General features: G+C 46.8%; 16 protein-coding genes. 1 reads left to right on the top strand and 15 read right to left on the bottom strand.

The genetic code is table 11. The features are described from left to right. Nucleotides 1-79: 79 nt before the first annotated feature. On the top strand, nt 80-1,426 hold the full coding sequence (gene xseA, locus MSG38_RS20420) for an exodeoxyribonuclease VII large subunit (RefSeq protein ID WP_172380618.1): 1,347 nt from the start codon (nt 80-82) through the stop codon (nt 1,424-1,426). A 94-nt stretch (nt 1,427-1,520) separates the two neighbouring features. On the opposite strand, the gene ureG is transcribed toward xseA, so the two are convergent. The 15 genes from ureG to MSG38_RS20345 form a co-directional block, all read right to left on the bottom strand. Next, nucleotides 1,521-2,159, bottom strand: a complete 639-nt coding sequence (gene ureG / locus MSG38_RS20415) for an urease accessory protein UreG (RefSeq protein ID WP_048614361.1) — start codon at nt 2,157-2,159, stop codon at nt 1,521-1,523. Nucleotides 2,160-2,205: 46 nt separating this feature from the next. Continuing rightward, nucleotides 2,206-2,886, bottom strand: coding sequence for an urease accessory UreF family protein (locus MSG38_RS20410; RefSeq protein ID WP_050644430.1), 681 nt, complete (start codon nt 2,884-2,886; stop codon nt 2,206-2,208). Nucleotides 2,887-2,928: 42 nt separating this feature from the next. Beyond that, on the bottom strand, nt 2,929-3,525 hold the full coding sequence (locus MSG38_RS20405; protein WP_248402481.1) for a HupE/UreJ family protein: 597 nt from the start codon (nt 3,523-3,525) through the stop codon (nt 2,929-2,931). A gap of 235 nt (nt 3,526-3,760) precedes the next feature. Beyond that, nucleotides 3,761-4,213, bottom strand: coding sequence for an urease accessory protein UreE (ureE, locus tag MSG38_RS20400; protein WP_048614367.1), 453 nt, complete (start codon nt 4,211-4,213; stop codon nt 3,761-3,763). 77 nt (nt 4,214-4,290) lie between these two features. Next, complete coding sequence (gene ureC, locus MSG38_RS20395; RefSeq protein ID WP_048614369.1) at nt 4,291-5,994, bottom strand: urease subunit alpha; 1,704 nt, start codon at nt 5,992-5,994, stop codon at nt 4,291-4,293. Between the two features lie 39 nt (nt 5,995-6,033). Further along, a complete protein-coding gene (locus MSG38_RS20390; RefSeq protein ID WP_017087875.1) occupies nt 6,034-6,369 on the bottom strand; it encodes an urease subunit beta in 336 nt (111 codons plus the stop codon). An 11-nt stretch (nt 6,370-6,380) separates the two neighbouring features. After that, a complete protein-coding gene (gene ureA, locus MSG38_RS20385) occupies nt 6,381-6,683 on the bottom strand; it encodes an urease subunit gamma (protein WP_004735119.1) in 303 nt (100 codons plus the stop codon). A 133-nt stretch (nt 6,684-6,816) separates the two neighbouring features. Beyond that, nucleotides 6,817-7,764 (bottom strand): urease accessory protein UreD, encoded by a 948-nt coding sequence (locus MSG38_RS20380; protein ID WP_248402480.1) that lies wholly within the window; start codon nt 7,762-7,764, stop codon nt 6,817-6,819. Next, the gene (gene urtE / locus MSG38_RS20375; protein WP_017079878.1) at nt 7,761-8,456 is read right to left on the bottom strand and encodes an urea ABC transporter ATP-binding subunit UrtE; all 696 of its coding nucleotides are present in this window, start codon (nt 8,454-8,456) and stop codon (nt 7,761-7,763) included. The genes MSG38_RS20380 and urtE overlap by 4 nt, the downstream gene beginning before the upstream one ends. 1 nt (nt 8,457) lies before the next feature. After that, nucleotides 8,458-9,300, bottom strand: coding sequence for an urea ABC transporter ATP-binding protein UrtD (gene urtD / locus MSG38_RS20370; protein ID WP_017062506.1), 843 nt, complete (start codon nt 9,298-9,300; stop codon nt 8,458-8,460). Next, on the bottom strand, nt 9,297-10,469 hold the full coding sequence (urtC, locus tag MSG38_RS20365) for an urea ABC transporter permease subunit UrtC (RefSeq protein ID WP_017062507.1): 1,173 nt from the start codon (nt 10,467-10,469) through the stop codon (nt 9,297-9,299). Before urtC ends, urtD begins: the two co-directional genes overlap by 4 nt. A gap of 10 nt (nt 10,470-10,479) precedes the next feature. Beyond that, nucleotides 10,480-12,108 carry an urea ABC transporter permease subunit UrtB gene (gene urtB / locus MSG38_RS20360; protein ID WP_248402479.1) on the bottom strand — a complete coding sequence of 543 codons (1,629 nt, stop codon included), beginning with the start codon at nt 12,106-12,108 and terminating at the stop codon, nt 10,480-10,482. Between the two features lie 135 nt (nt 12,109-12,243). Beyond that, nucleotides 12,244-13,530 (bottom strand): urea ABC transporter substrate-binding protein, encoded by a 1,287-nt coding sequence (gene urtA / locus MSG38_RS20355; protein ID WP_004735113.1) that lies wholly within the window; start codon nt 13,528-13,530, stop codon nt 12,244-12,246. Between the two features lie 294 nt (nt 13,531-13,824). After that, entirely contained in the window at nt 13,825-14,052 is a 228-nt protein-coding gene (locus tag MSG38_RS20350) for a zinc ribbon domain-containing protein (RefSeq protein WP_017056199.1), read from the bottom strand. A 36-nt stretch (nt 14,053-14,088) separates the two neighbouring features. Then, nucleotides 14,089-15,090, bottom strand: coding sequence for a sensor domain-containing diguanylate cyclase (locus MSG38_RS20345; protein ID WP_248402478.1), 1,002 nt, complete (start codon nt 15,088-15,090; stop codon nt 14,089-14,091). Nucleotides 15,091-15,292: the final 202 nt, after the last annotated feature.

Here is a 15,292-nt window from a genome sequence, read left to right as displayed (position 1 = left end):
TTATATTGCCGCTATCTTCCATACTCACGCCCTGTGAGATTCCAAGAAAGACCTTCCTTCAAGGAAAGATAGTGCTTCTATGACTAATCCAAACATCTTTACTGTTTCTCGCCTCAACTCAGAGGTTCGTCTCCTATTAGAAAACGAAATGGGAATAGTCTGGCTCGTTGGTGAAATCTCAAACTTCTCTGCACCTGTATCTGGTCACTGGTACCTCACGCTTAAAGACTCTCGCGCTCAAGTTAAGTGCGCTATGTTTCGTGGCAATAACCGCCGTGTCACTTTTAAGCCCCAGAATGGTAATCAAGTTCTAGTTAAAGCTCGTCTGTCTCTTTATGAGCCACGCGGTGACTATCAACTGATCATCGAAAGCATGCAACCAGAAGGTGACGGTAAGCTTCAGCAAGAGTTTGAAAAGCTGAAGATGAACCTTGCCGCAGAAGGCCTGTTTGCTCAATCGAGTAAGCAACCGCTTCCTGAACACCCAAAGCGCGTTGGCGTTATCACGTCGAAAACCGGCGCGGCGCTGTTTGATATTCTTGATGTACTGAAAAGACGCGATCCTTCATTGCCTGTTGTGGTTTACCCGACCATGGTTCAAGGCGAAGAGGCGGCAATTCAGATTGCTCAAGCGATTGGACGAGCTAACGAACGCAATGAGTGTGATGTGTTGATCGTGGGTCGTGGCGGCGGTTCATTAGAAGACTTATGGTGCTTCAATAACGAGATCGTTGCTCGCACAATTGCAGCAAGCCAGATCCCGATTATCAGCGCAGTTGGCCACGAAGTTGACGTCACTATCGCCGATTTCGTCGCAGATATGCGAGCTCCAACTCCATCAGCAGCTGCAGAATTGGTTAGCCGTGACAACAGTCATAAAGAGCAAGCTTTTGCCTCTAAACGCGCTCGCTTAGTGAGTGCGATTCGTCATGTGTTAATCAAACAAGCACAATCCACTCAAACGTTGAAATACCGCTTAGAGAAGCAACACCCGAGCTACCAACTGCAAAAGCAGAGTCAGCAACTTGATGACCTAGACATGCGTTTGCGTCGTGGTATGACTCAATACCTAAAGCAGCATGCACAGCGTGTTGAGCGCAAACAGCACCAGCTTCAGCTGAACTCGCCAGTGAAACGCCTTGGTGAACAGAAACTGCATTTACAACGCTCTGAGCAGAAGCTATTAGATGCGATGGATAAAACACTGCTAACCACTCGACACCAGCTGGCCATGGCTGCTGAGAAGTTAGAAACCGTTAGTCCACTAGCAACCCTAAAGCGTGGCTACAGCATTACTCATTCAGCATCGAGCAAGACTGTGTCATCGATTAACGATGTTGAGGTGGGCGAAGTGATCACCACCCAAGTTGAAGACGGTGTGATTGAATCGCAAGTGACAACAAAAGTCGTTAAGAGTGAGCTTTAGGTTCGACTAGAACGTTGAAAATCATTTAAAACCAAAAAGCCCTATCGATAATCGACAGGGCTTTGTTCTATCTACTGGTTTTGAAATTCAAACTCTACTCAGTAGCAGAAGGCTCCTTCATGGTCAGCATCCCTTCCGTCACAATAAAGTTGATGATGAAATCTAAGCCTTGGCTCTCTTTGAGGTTGGTGAACACATATGGCTTGGTTGGTCGCATGCGTTGTGTATCTTGCTCCATCACTTCAAGTGACGCACCCACATATGGTGCTAAATCGATCTTGTTGATGACTAGCAGATCAGAACGCGTAATACCCGGCCCGCCTTTACGTGGGATCTTCTCCCCCTCCGCTACATCAATCACGTAGATGGTAAGATCGGCTAATTCAGGGCTGAACGTCGCACTCAAGTTATCACCACCGCTTTCGACGAATACCACATCGAGGTTTTTGTGCAGCTTAGCCAGCTCTTCTACCGCAGCTAAGTTCATCGACGCATCTTCACGGATCGCCGTGTGCGGACAGCCACCCGTTTCAACACCAATGATACGATCCGGTTCTAGCGCTTCTGCTCGCGTGAGTATCTTTGCATCTTCTTGCGTGTAGATGTCGTTGGTTACCACGGCAATGTTGAGCTTGTCTCTAATCGCCTTACATAGCACCTCTAACAACGCTGTTTTACCAGACCCTACCGGGCCGCCAATACCAATTCGAAGGGGTTGCTTATAACTTTCCATTGTCTACTTCCTTATATTCTTTTTACTACACCGTTCGAGCTGACCGCTACGAACGAAATAGTCTCGTGTATTGTGTTTCGTGCAGTGAACTTGCTAATGCCATTGATGGCGAAAAGCTGCCTACCATCCAATCTTCTATCGTGCGTGCTTTCTCAATGATCTCGGGAAACGTATTGGTGATATTAATCAGTGCCAACTGACCATCGGTTTGACCTAAAGGCACTAACTTGACCCCTGCGGTAACGATATTTTCAAGCCAACTCCATAAGTAACCCTGCTTGAGACTTTCTAAATCAATGCCCCAATGCTGAGCCGCCATACACATGCCCAATAATTGATTGGGATGACTATCAACAGAGTCCACCAGAGAAATATCGATATCTAAGCGCTTCAACAAAGTATTCAATGCCTGCCCACGTTGCTTCTCTTCCGCTCGCAATTCACTGGTTTCACGGCTTGAGTACAGGTAGTTACACCAGTGCTCAATCTCATCGAGTTCACCCTTTTCTAGAGCGTGATAAAGACGCTCTAAGATGGGCAATTCCAAAGTCGCAACACTGGAGCTGACGATGGTATTGAGCCACTGTTCCATGCTGTTGCGATCGGTCACCCAGCCCGCTTCAACCGCTAACTCTAAACCTTGCGAGTAAGTGAACCCACCAATTGGCAATGATGGACTGATCAATTGAAACAGACGATAGATGGCGACATTTTCTGTTGTGGTCATAATCGTGCCCTCAATTTTCTAGAATCGAAAAAGTTCGAGAGCTTATGCGCCTAACAGTAATAGTGCGCTTGCTGAAGCCACACCAACCGACATCCATTTAGAGTAAACCGCGCGGCCAACTAATGTACCGATAACCATCAGAACCAAAGCTGTGATGCTCATGCCTGCTGCAAACTGAGTTAGGTTACTTGCCGCTTCAACGCCATGCGCATAACCATGGAAAAACAACATGCCAATTGCAGCCGCTAATACACTGTTCACACGCTTAGTCGATGGTGAAAACACGTGCCATAAGCATAAGCTGACAACGAATAGAGAAGCGATGATTGCAGGTTCAACAATCACAGAGAAACCTAAGGCTTGGCCTGCGATGAGTCCTACCACCAAAGACGCCAACCCACCGCCAATCAGAGCGGCTTTTGTCTTGGTGGAAAATGACAGTGCGCCAATTAATAGGCCAAAAGCGATCAGCATGATCAAGTGATCCATACCTGTCACTGGGTGAGTTAAGCCAGACATAAATGAGTGGGACTCATGAACTGAGTGCGCTCCATGTCCTGGGTGAGCTAAAGCCAATGTTGATGCTGTTAGAGAAGCTATTGTGAAAGTACATAAGCCAGCAGCTGTTTTAAAGTTCATCGCGAGTTCCTTGCTTTATACCAATCGTAGTAAATAATTGCTCACCCTAGCTTGCTAAAATGCTCGATAACTGCGTTATAATTTTTGATTGTAGAATAACTACTTATCGAAAAATTATGCCTTGTTCTCAAGCCTTTTTTCTGCGCTATTGTTGATCACTTACTTACTGTGATTGGTATTATTGTTATTAATATCGTGGTTGTATCTATAAATGGGTGAGTCTCAAATGACTCGATTAATGATGGTGATGATGCCCACCTGAGCGACCGCCATAAGCGCCGCCTTCTGGTTCAAACGGTTGTTTCTCGGTGGTCACCTTCGCGCCTAAACCTTCAACCATTTCATCCAAAACATGGTCGTGTTGGTAACGAACCCAACCCGCTTCCACTTGCAGCGGAACATGACGGTTGCCAAGGTGATACGCCACTCGCGTTAGCAAATGTGGGTCTTCACAGTAAACGGTCGAAACAGTTTCCGGTGCCGCTTTCACTTCTACGACTAAACCACATTCACTTGAGAGTTGTTCGCCACCACGCAAGATATGACCTCGTGGTAGGAACAGCCCGGCATTGCGCCCGTCATCTAGCATCACCTTAAGGCGGCTTTTGATGCGGCTATCGATCGGTAGGCTCAAATAGCCGTCCGGTGCATTTTGTATTTGAGTATTCAGTTGAGTCAGTTCAATCATGCTATTACCTCAATCTCCTTGTGAGATTTATAACGTTCAAAATAGGGTCACTAAAATAAGATTCTTTAGTCAAAGGCTTAGAATAGAAAGTACCGCTGTGCCATTGGCAGCTCTTCAGCAGGCTCACACGTCAGTAATTCACCATCGGCGCGCACTTGGTACGTCTGAGAGTCGACCTCAATCTTCGGCATCCAATCATTGAGTTTCATGTCGGCTTTGCTGATATTTCGGCAGTTGCTCACAACACCAATCAAGCTCTGCAGACCCAACTGTTTGTCGATGTTCTGCGCCTTGGCTTCTTTAGAGACAAACAACATTGATGTGTTCTGACATGCCTTACCGTAGCTACCAAACATTGAACGGTAGTGAACTGGCTGAGGTGTTGGGATTGAAGCGTTTGGGTCACCCATCGGCGCCATGGCGATCATGCCGCCTTTCAAAATCACGCTTGGTTTCACGCCAAAGAAGGCTGGCTTCCATAGAACTAGGTCAGCTAATTTCCCGGCTTCGATCGAACCGATTTCATGGGACATACCATGAGTGATCGCAGGGTTGATGGTGTACTTAGCGACATAACGTCTTAAACGGAAGTTATCGCTGTAGTCTGAATCTTCTTTTAGGCTGCCACGCTGTACTTTCATCTTGTGCGCGGTTTGCCAAGTACGTGTTACTACCTCGCCCACTCGTCCCATCGCTTGAGAATCCGAGGCGATCATCGAGAACGCGCCCAAGTCATGAAGAATGTCTTCTGCGGCAATGGTTTCACGGCGGATACGCGATTCAGCAAACGCGACATCTTCTGCAATCGACGGTGAAAGGTGATGACACACCATCAACATGTCTAAGTGCTCATCGACCGTATTGACGGTGTAAGGTCGTGTTGGGTTAGTCGAAGAAGGCAGAACGTTGGGTTCGCCTGCCGCACGGATAATATCAGGAGCATGACCACCGCCCGCACCTTCAGTGTGGTAGGTATGAATCACTCGGTCGCCAATTGCGCCAAGTGTTGATTCAACAAAGCCAGACTCATTCAAGGTATCGGTATGAATCGCGACTTGTACGTCCATCTCGTCAGCAACGCTCAAGCAGGTATCGATTGAAGCGGGGGTTGTTCCCCAGTCTTCGTGCAACTTCAAACCCACTGCTCCAGCAGCGACTTGTTCACGCAATGCTTCAGGCTGACTTGCATTGCCTTTGCCTAACAAACCAAAGTTCATCGGGAATTGATCGAGTGACTCCAGCATTCGGTGCATGTTCCAAGGCCCCGGCGTACATGTGGTCGCGTTGGTGCCGGTATTTGGCCCCGTGCCACCGCCGATCATGGTTGTCACACCGGATGCCAGCGCCTCTTCAATCTGTTGTGGGCAAATAAAGTGGATGTGTGAATCAATGCCACCAGCAGTCAGGATTGAACCTTCACCTGCTAAAATTTCCGTGCCCGGGCCAATCACAATATCAACGCCCGGCTGAACATCTGGGTTGCCCGCTTTACCCAATGCCTGAACTCGACCATCTTTGATTGCGACATCCGCTTTTACGATGCCCCAGTAATCCAACACAATCGCATTGGTGATCACCAAATCTGGCGTTTCGGCACTTGGACGTTGGCTTTGCCCTTGTCCATCACGAATCACTTTACCGCCGCCGAATTTCACTTCGTCACCGTATACGGTGTAATCCTTTTCAACTTCTAGCCATAAATCAGTGTCAGCAAGACGCACTCGGTCACCGACTGTTGGCCCAAACATTTCGGCATAAGCCTGTCTGGATATCGTCGCCATGTTCAATCCTTTGTTATTTTCATTATTCCGTGGGAGCGCTTAGAGCTTGCCCATCACCTTTCCTTGGAAGCCATAGATCTCTAACTTACCGGCGTAACGCACTAATTCGACGCTGCGCGACTGACCCGGCTCAAAGCGGGTTGCAGTACCAGCAGGAATATTGAGTCGAAAGCCTTTAGTAGCTTCTCGGTTAAAGATCAGTGAAGGGTTTGCTTCATAGAAGTGGTAATGAGAGCCAATTTGAACAGGACGATCGCCAATGTTTTGAACCTTGACGGACGTTGTGTCGCGGCCTTCATTGAGAGTGATGTCACCGGGAGCGGTTTCGACTTTTCCGGGAACGAATCCTGAGTATTGTTTTGTTGAACCAGCCATATTACTTCTCCCTACACGATAGGTTCATGAACGGTCACCAACTTGGTGCCATCAGGAAAAGTGGCTTCGACTTGTACATCAGGGATCATGGAAGGGATCCCCTCCATAACGTCATCGACAGTAAGCAGTGTGCGTCCAAAATCCATCAACTCTGAAACGGTTTTACCCTCACGGGCACCTTCGAGAATGGCACTGCTGATCAGTGCAATAGATTCTGGATAGTTGAGTTTTAAGCCTTTTTGTTTGCGCTGCTGTGCCAGCATTCCTGCGCAGAAGATAAGTAGCTTATCTTTTTCTCTTGGTGTTAATTCCATTTAGCCGCCCGCTGTTAGTGTCGTTTTCTTAGTGCTCAAAAACACATGAGCAGTAAGTGGGATTCAATCACAGCAAGCTTGAAAAAATGTACCTAGGGTCGGAAGTCACCCTAGGTACAAAAAGGGCTAATCGCTAAGTCGCCCAAATCCTTGGTAAATCAGGAGTCGTACCACATAAATGAGAGCGAGTTGTTTGCCAAATCTGACCAAAGGCCTGAAGGATGTCTTCACTCCAATTGCCCAAGGCTCGCACCACAATCAATCCTTCTATCTGAGTCGCACCCAATATTAATGTGGGTTCACTCGACGTTTTTGATGTAACTGATTGCTGTGAAGCTTGCTGTGTAATAGATAAGAGCAAGCTCTGTACCAACTCTAAATCTTGCTTCTCATTTGAAGTGATATAAAAGGTCCCCATCATTGAATAATCAAGTAACCCCATATTTATCATTAACTTATCGCCACCGTGAAAATTAAAACCTTCAGTCAGAAGCCTTTGATTATCAAGATAGATTTCTGTTTTCCCAACGAGGTGACCATGCTCGAATCCCTCATTCTGTGCAGGACGTCCAAAACAGTGCATCTCCCAACCCCAAAATTGTGCACCCTTTTCTAGGCGAATTTCAGTGTCTAAACGAACGTGTGCATTCGGGAAAAAGATGTTCTCTTGCGGCATCCATTCTAAGCGTGCATCTTTCTTCACTCGTAGGGTCTGCTTCTGCTTAGCGTACTTGTTGTTTGAGCGATAAAACTTGGTCGCACCGGGTGTGGTGATCAACGTATGTGCACCGCTTTCGATGGTCGCTTCAATATTGAGAGTGTCACCACCTACCACTCCGCCGGGGGGATGAAGTAAGTAGGTGTGACACGTTTCCCCATCAGGATACAAGGGACGTTGCACCGCAAGCGGACCAGACTGCTGACGATTCTTTAATACGGTTTTATCACCGCGGTCGACAAAAGTGAGGTTTAAACTCGCTTGCCAACCGTCTCGAATATCTTGTTCGATGGTCTCATTCAGAGACAACACTCCCGCTAAAGAAGTGTTTATTGCTTCACTCGAAGAATATAGAGAGCTCATACGGTTAGGTACTCCTTAATCAAAGACTCATTGAGCCCTTTCATTTCACCTTCTGCTACCTGACGACCGCGGTCGAGAATGCAAAATCGGTCACCGACCTTTCTCGCAAATGGCAGCTTCTGTTCAACAAGCAGGACTGTGAGTCCCATCTTCTCGTTGAGCATACGAATGATGTCACCAATCTCTTGCACGATATTGGGCTGAATACCTTCTGTCGGTTCATCCAAGATCAACAGTTTTGGATTAACCACCAGCGCACGCCCAATCGCGAGTTGCTGCTGTTGACCACCAGATAAATCACCACCGCGACGATGCAGCATCTCTTTTAACACTGGGAATATATCGAAGATGAACTCTGGGATCTTACGGTCGCCCTTTTCTCGAATCGGCAAACCTACTTCTAGGTTTTCTTGAACGGTAAGCATCGGAAAGATCTGACGGCCTTGCGGCACATAACCAATGCCTTGGCGAGCACGCTCTTCGGCATCGGTTTTAAGAAGCGACTCACCCGATAACGAAATGTCACCGCTTTCGACCTTAACCAAACCCATGATGCATTGCAGTAGAGTCGTTTTACCGACGCCATTTCGCCCCATTAGCACTGTGCATTTTCCTTCTGGGATCTGCATATCCAAATCCCACAGCGTGTGGCTCTCACCGTAATATTGATTAACTGATTTAACCTCTAGCATCCTATTCTCCGAGATAAACTTGTTTAACTTCAGGGTGAGCCTGAACTTGATCCATAGTGCCTTCAGCCAACACATGACCTTGATGAAGCACGGTGACATGGCTGGCGATAGAACGAACGAAATCCATATCGTGTTCAACTACCACAACCGAGTGCTTACCAGCCAGTGAGTTAAGTAACTCAGAGGTGCGATCCATTTCTTGATGAGTCATCCCTGCAACGGGTTCATCCACCAGCAACAGCTTAGGGTTTTGCATCAATAGCATGCCGATCTCTAACCACTGCTTTTGCCCATGAGACAGGTTACCTGCCAAGTTAGCCGCTTCGTCTTTTAAATGAATCAGCTCAAGCACAGAGGTCAGTTTGTCTTTCTGTTCGCCAGACATCACAGCAGTGAACGTCGCCCACACTGAGCGGTCACCCGCCATCGCTAACTCAAGGTTCTGCCACACGGTTAAACACTCAATCACGGTCGGTTTTTGGAATTTACGCCCAACGCCTGCATTGGCAATTTCGGCTTCATTCATCTTCAATAAGTTGATGTTCGAACCCAACCACACCTCGCCAGTGTCCGGCTTAGTTTTACCTGTGATGATGTCCATCATGGTGGTTTTACCTGCGCCATTAGGACCGATAATGCAGCGTAGCTCTCCCTCTTTGATGTAGAGGTTGAGGTCGTTTATCGCTTGGAAACCATCAAAGCTTTTGTTGACGCCTTCGACATACAACAGCACGTTATGTCGAGTATCGATGGCAGGATGAATATCGGGTTTGAGGTAATCAAAGACTTCGTCTCGACGAGTGAACGCCTGAACCGATTCCTTTACGCTATTAAATGTGGTCATGCGATCACCTCCTTGGCCTTGTGCTGATCATCCTTATCTTTATCTTGGTTTTTCCCATTTGATGCCTTGCGCAGCTGCTGCCACTTTTCACTGACAAAGCCAATCACACCTTGTGGGAAGTACATGGTTGAGAGTACGAATAGTCCACCCAGAGCAAACAGCCACACCTCCGGGAACTCAACCGTAAACCAACTCTTGGCGTAGTTGATGATCAATGCACCGACAATGGCACCAAACAGAGTGGCACGACCGCCTAAGGCAACCCAAACCACAATCTCAATCGAGTTAAGGGGAGCAAATTCTCCCGGGTTAATGATGCCAACTTGAGGGACATATAAAGCCCCGGCAATACCCGCGATAACCGCTGAAAGCACGAAGACCCACAGCTTGATGCCATCGACGTCGTAGCCCATAAAGCGAGTGCGTGATTCCGTATCACGAATCGCCAGTGCCACACGTCCTAATCGACTGGTCACCACCATGCGACAAGCGATGTAGCTGAGAATAAGCGCAATACCAGTCGCGACAAACAGACCAATCTTGACCGCATCACTCTGTAAACTCAGGCCAATGATGTCTTTGAAATCCGTCAGTCCGTTGTTACCACCAAAGCCCATTTCGTTGCGGAAAAATGCCAGCATCAAGGCGTAAGTTAACGCCTGAGTCATGATAGAAAGATAAACACCAGACACACGAGAGCGGAAAGCTAAATAACCGAACAAGTAAGCCAATGCGCCCGGGACTAGAACCACCATCAAACAGGCGAACCAGAACTGATCGAAGCCCTGCCAGAACCACGGCAACGCCGACCAATCAAGGAACACCATGAAATCTGGTAAGACTGGATCACCATAAACCCCACGATCACCAATCTGACGCATCAAGTACATGCCCATCGCATAACCACCAAGCGCAAAGAAAGCACCGTGGCCGAGGCTCAAGATTCCGAGATAGCCCCACACCAGATCGAGCGCCAACGCCAACATTGCGTAGCTCAAGTATTTGCCCATTAATGAGATAGTGAAAGTCTCGACATGGAGCGGGTGTCCACTTGGTAGCATGGTGTTAGCCAGTGGGATAAGAATGACGGCCGCAAGAATGGCAAGGATGGTCAGTTGCCCACCTTTGTCACCACGCATTGCCGAAAGTACAAATGATTTTGACTGCATGATGTTGTCCTTAACCTTCAGCCGCACGACCACGTTGCGGGAAGAGTCCGCGTGGGCGTTTTTGAATAAATAGAATGATGAAAACCAGTACCAGAATCTTGGCGAGAACCGCACCAGCCCATGGTTCTAAAATCTTATTGAACAGACCAAGGCTTAAGCCTGCGACTAGCGTGCCCCATAGGTTGCCAACACCGCCGAACACCACCACCATGAACGAATCGATGATGTACGCCTGTCCCATATTAGGGCCAACGTTGGTCAGTTGAGAAAGTGCCACTCCTGCAACACCCGCAACGCCAGAGCCTAAACCGAAGGTCATCGCATCAACTCGCTCAGAACGAATACCCATCGCACGAGCCATGCCACGGTTTTGAGAAACAGCACGAACCTGCAAGCCTAATGGTGTCTTTTTCAGAACCATCAATAAGCCCATAAACACCAAACCACAGAAGAGAATGATGTAAAGGCGGTTGTAAGTCAGAGACAACATTGGGTTTAATTGAAGTGCGCCAGACATCCATTCAGGTGTGCTCACTGAGCGGTTCAAAGGAGAGAAAATAGAGCGAACGGCTTGCTGCAAGATCAAACTAATACCAAAGGTCGCGAGTAAAGTTTCCAATGGGCGTCCGTAAAGATGACGAATCACACTTCGCTCAATCGCAATGCCCACTAATCCGGACACAATGAATGCCGCTGGAATGGAAAGTATCAGCGCTAAGCCAATATGATTCGGCATCAACAACTGCAATACGTAGGTGGTGTAAGCGCCAATCATGATCAGCTCGCCATGAGCCATGTTGATAACACCCATAACACCAAAGGTAATCGCTAAGCCAATGCCCGCCAACACCAATACCGAACCTAAACTCAAACCGAAGAATACCGTTTCTACACCCGAATAGAGTGCTTGGCTTTGTTGATAGCTATCCATCGCACGTTCTGCTGCAGCGGTAATGCTTGGATCTTGCTCACTGTTTAACAGTTGATTCAGTGTTTTCAGAACGACCGAGTGTTTGAAGTCACCAACTCGCTCAATCGACGTGACTCGCTCTTCAATGGCTGCGCTTTTATCAAGGGAGCTATAAATAGCCAATGAGAGGTCCATCAGCTCTGCCACTTTGCCCTCTGATTCGTTGGCTCTGAGTTCTGCTATGCGTTCAATGATGTCAGCGTCTTTGGTCCCTAACAGATCCAAAACCGCTTTATAACGCACATCAGGATTACTGCTGTTCAGTCCAATAGAAGCAATTTCCCCGCGCAAGATGCCGCGAAGTTTGTTATTCACACGAACCTTTTTAAACTGTCTCGCATTCTCGATATTAAGCGTTGAATCATCCCATACTGACTGAGCTGACGTCGCTGTTTTGATGCTTTGAATGAGGTAGAGCTGTTTATACTGCTCGCTCTGTTTATCACCAAAATAGTAAAGGTTTCCGTTTAACCAGCCATCCAGAATAGGTTTCGACACATCTTCCGTTTGCGTCTCAATCACCCAATCAATAGCTAATTCTTTATCCGATGTTTTCTTACCAACTAGCGCCTTGGTAAAGCTAGCTTCATCCGTTATTCCCGCAAAAGCCAACTGAGCACTGACTGCCATGAGCAACAGCGCCTTAAATACGTTTAATGCGTTTTTCATCCCTGCTTCCTTAGTCCATCGAGCTAGATATTGTTATTTTTGCTTGATGGATACGTGGATAATTATTGTTACCTGAGAAGTAGTGAGCCTTACCTTAGCTAGGTTTACTAAAGACAAGGCTCAACATTCATGACTCTAGTTACCGCCAGAACACTTCTTCGTTTCGACGTTAAACGCACCACATGAGAATGGCTTCGACCAGCTAGAGAACAGTTTTGCCGATTCAGGTAAGTAGCTCGACCAAGCATCACCCGCAACGAGACCTGTGGTTTCCCAAACGATATCGAATTGACCATCGTCTTGGATCTCACCGATCAGGACTGGTTTAGTAATGTGGTGGTTTGGCAGCATGGTTGAGTAACCGCCAGAAAGGTTAGGTACAGACACACCAATCAAGGCATCTTGCACAGATTCAGGATCGGTTGTGCCTGCATTAGTGACCGCTTGAGCCCACATGTTGAAGCCAACATAGTGCGCTTCCATTGGGTCGTTGGTGACACGCTTTTCACTCTTGATGAACGACTGCCACGTTTCAACGAACTCTTCATTGGCTTCGGTATCAACACTCATGAAGTAGTTCCATGCCGCTAGATGGCCTACCAGTGGTTCTGTGTCCATACCTGACAGTTCTTCTTCACCAACAGAGAATGCAATAACTGGGATGTCTTCAGATGAAATGCCTTGAGCGCCAAGTTCTTTATAGAAAGGTACATTCGCATCGCCGTTCACAGTAGAAACCACAGCGGTTTTCTTACCGGCTTCGCCGAACTTTTTGATGTCTGAAACGATAGATTGCCAATCAGAGTGACCAAATGGCGTGTAGTTGATCATGATGTCTTCTTCTGCGACACCTTTATCTTTTAAGTAGGCTTCTAAGATCTTATTGGTAGTACGTGGGTAAACGTAATCGGTACCAGCAAGTACCCAGCGCTCGACTTCAAGCTCTTCCATCAAGTAATCCACTGCAGGGATCGCTTGTTGGTTTGGCGCGGCACCGGTGTAGAAAACGTTTTTAGAAGACTCTTCACCTTCATACTGTACTGGGTAGAAAAGGATGCTGTTGAGTTCTTCAAAGACAGGCAGCATCGATTTACGTGATACCGATGTCCAACCACCGAACACCACATCCACTTTCTCTTTTTCGATAAGCTCACGCGCTTTCTCAGCAAATAGCGGCCAGTTTGACGCAGGGTCAACCACGACAGGCTCTAGCTTCTTACCAAGCAAACCGCCCTTTTTGTTCTGCTCTTCGATAAGCATTAGCACGGTATCTTTTAGCGTTGTCTCACTGATCGCCATGGTGCCAGAGAGTGAGTGTAGAACACCGACCTTGATGGTCTCATCGGCAGCAAACACTGTTGCAGAAGAAAATGAAAGTGTTGTACACAGTGCAGCTAGCGATAAATTGAACACCTTGTTCATGATATTACTCCATAATTGTATTTTTGTTATTCAATTACAGAGTTACAAGAAGAGTGCCAAACTTATAAACCAACGAAATTATTTATAAGTAATTGTATTAATAGAATTTAAAAGAAACTCACACCAATAGAGTGCATAGTAATCATGTAACTATGTTTCATACTGGTGCAGTAACAGTGGAAATGAACCAAGATGAAACATTCCTGTCCTTCAGATGCAAAAAAGACCCAACACTTTAGTATTGGCTCTCTGGTATAACATCACCGATGGTCGTTCAAACCATGCAGTTTAAGGCTATTCCGCTGGTTGAAATTCGAATTTTACTCTCGATTTAGATTTCAACTCGTTGCAATCACCGTTGCAAAAATAGCTCGCCGCACCACAGGCTTGAAGCTTCTCAAGTTGGCTGCTGCACTCAGGACAAAACCCAACTTTAGTAAAGTGAGCCTGACAACTTTCACAGTGATACTTGCCATCCCAAGCTAACTCAGACTGGCACTTAGGGCAGATATTTTCACTCATTAGCATTTCCTAATTTACGACTATTTTTACAATCTACTACTGCTGAGACTTGGCTTGCTTGATTTGATACATGTTCTTATCAGCTTGTGCGATCAACTGGTCTAATCCTTGAGGATCTTTGTTACAAGAAAGCCCGACACTCACTGAAAACTGCACGTCATTGATATAAAGCGCTTCTTGCAGTGCTTTCTCTAAGCTGTGGTAGAAGCTAACAACGCTTTCTTGATCATCAAAACAAGAGAACACTACGAACTCATCACCACCATAACGCCCTATCTTGGCGCATGCTGTGGTTGCCTCATCAAGAACTTCGGCAACCGCCAACAACACATCGTCACCGAAACTGTGGCCGTAGGTATCATTTATCGATTTGAACTTATCGACATCCACGAACAGACACGCCATCACCTTTTCTGAAAAACATCGCTTAGCCAACACTTTTTCGGCTTCATTGAACAGTGCACGACGATTCAAGCAATGAGTCAGAGAATCCCGATTGGCGAAAAAGTTAAGCTGATTCTCCAACTCGAACTTTTCTAGTGCTACCGAGTACAGGGAGGCCAGTAGTTCTAAGATCTCGAGTTCAAATTCATGCGGTTCAGAGATGTACTTACTATAAATAGCGAAGGTACCCAACACATTACCGCGCGACGAGATAATGGGGACCGACCAACAGGCATGCAGATTCGCTTGATTGGTGAGGGCTAAAAAAGGTGCCCAGTTTGGGTGTGCATTTATGTTAGAGACCATCACTGCTTTCTTAAGTGCAGCTGCCTCGCCACAAGAACCTATCCCCGCACCAATTTCTACCCCTTCAATCTGTTGATTGTAAAAATCAGGCAGGTTTGGGGCATATTCAAGGTGTAACGTTTTAGACTCTGAGTTGAGCAGTAGAATTGAAGCCATGCGCTGCCCAAAAAGCTGCTCGGTAAGCTGAATAATCTTGTGATTTAAATCTTTGCGATCCATCCCAAGCGCAAGCTTGCGCAGCAAACTATTGACGGCTCGATGACCTTCTAATAAAAATTGTTGTTCCATTCACTAAGGCTTTCAATTGTGTAATCGGGTACAGCTTGTTCTTATGCAAGCTTGTTATTGGTTAATAATAACACACTAAATTAGTACGACACACAATCGAAGATCATAGGTTGATCTTTCGCTTTATCTATTTTGATCAGCGATCTACCCCAAAAAGAATATTTATATCACCACACACCGAAAGCATAAGTTACATGTGCTG

This window comes from Vibrio sp. 1CM24A (genome assembly GCF_023161725.1).
Classification (GTDB): Bacteria; Pseudomonadota; Gammaproteobacteria; order Enterobacterales; family Vibrionaceae; genus Vibrio; species Vibrio coralliirubri.
This window is presented reverse-complemented; position numbering and strand designations above follow the sequence as displayed.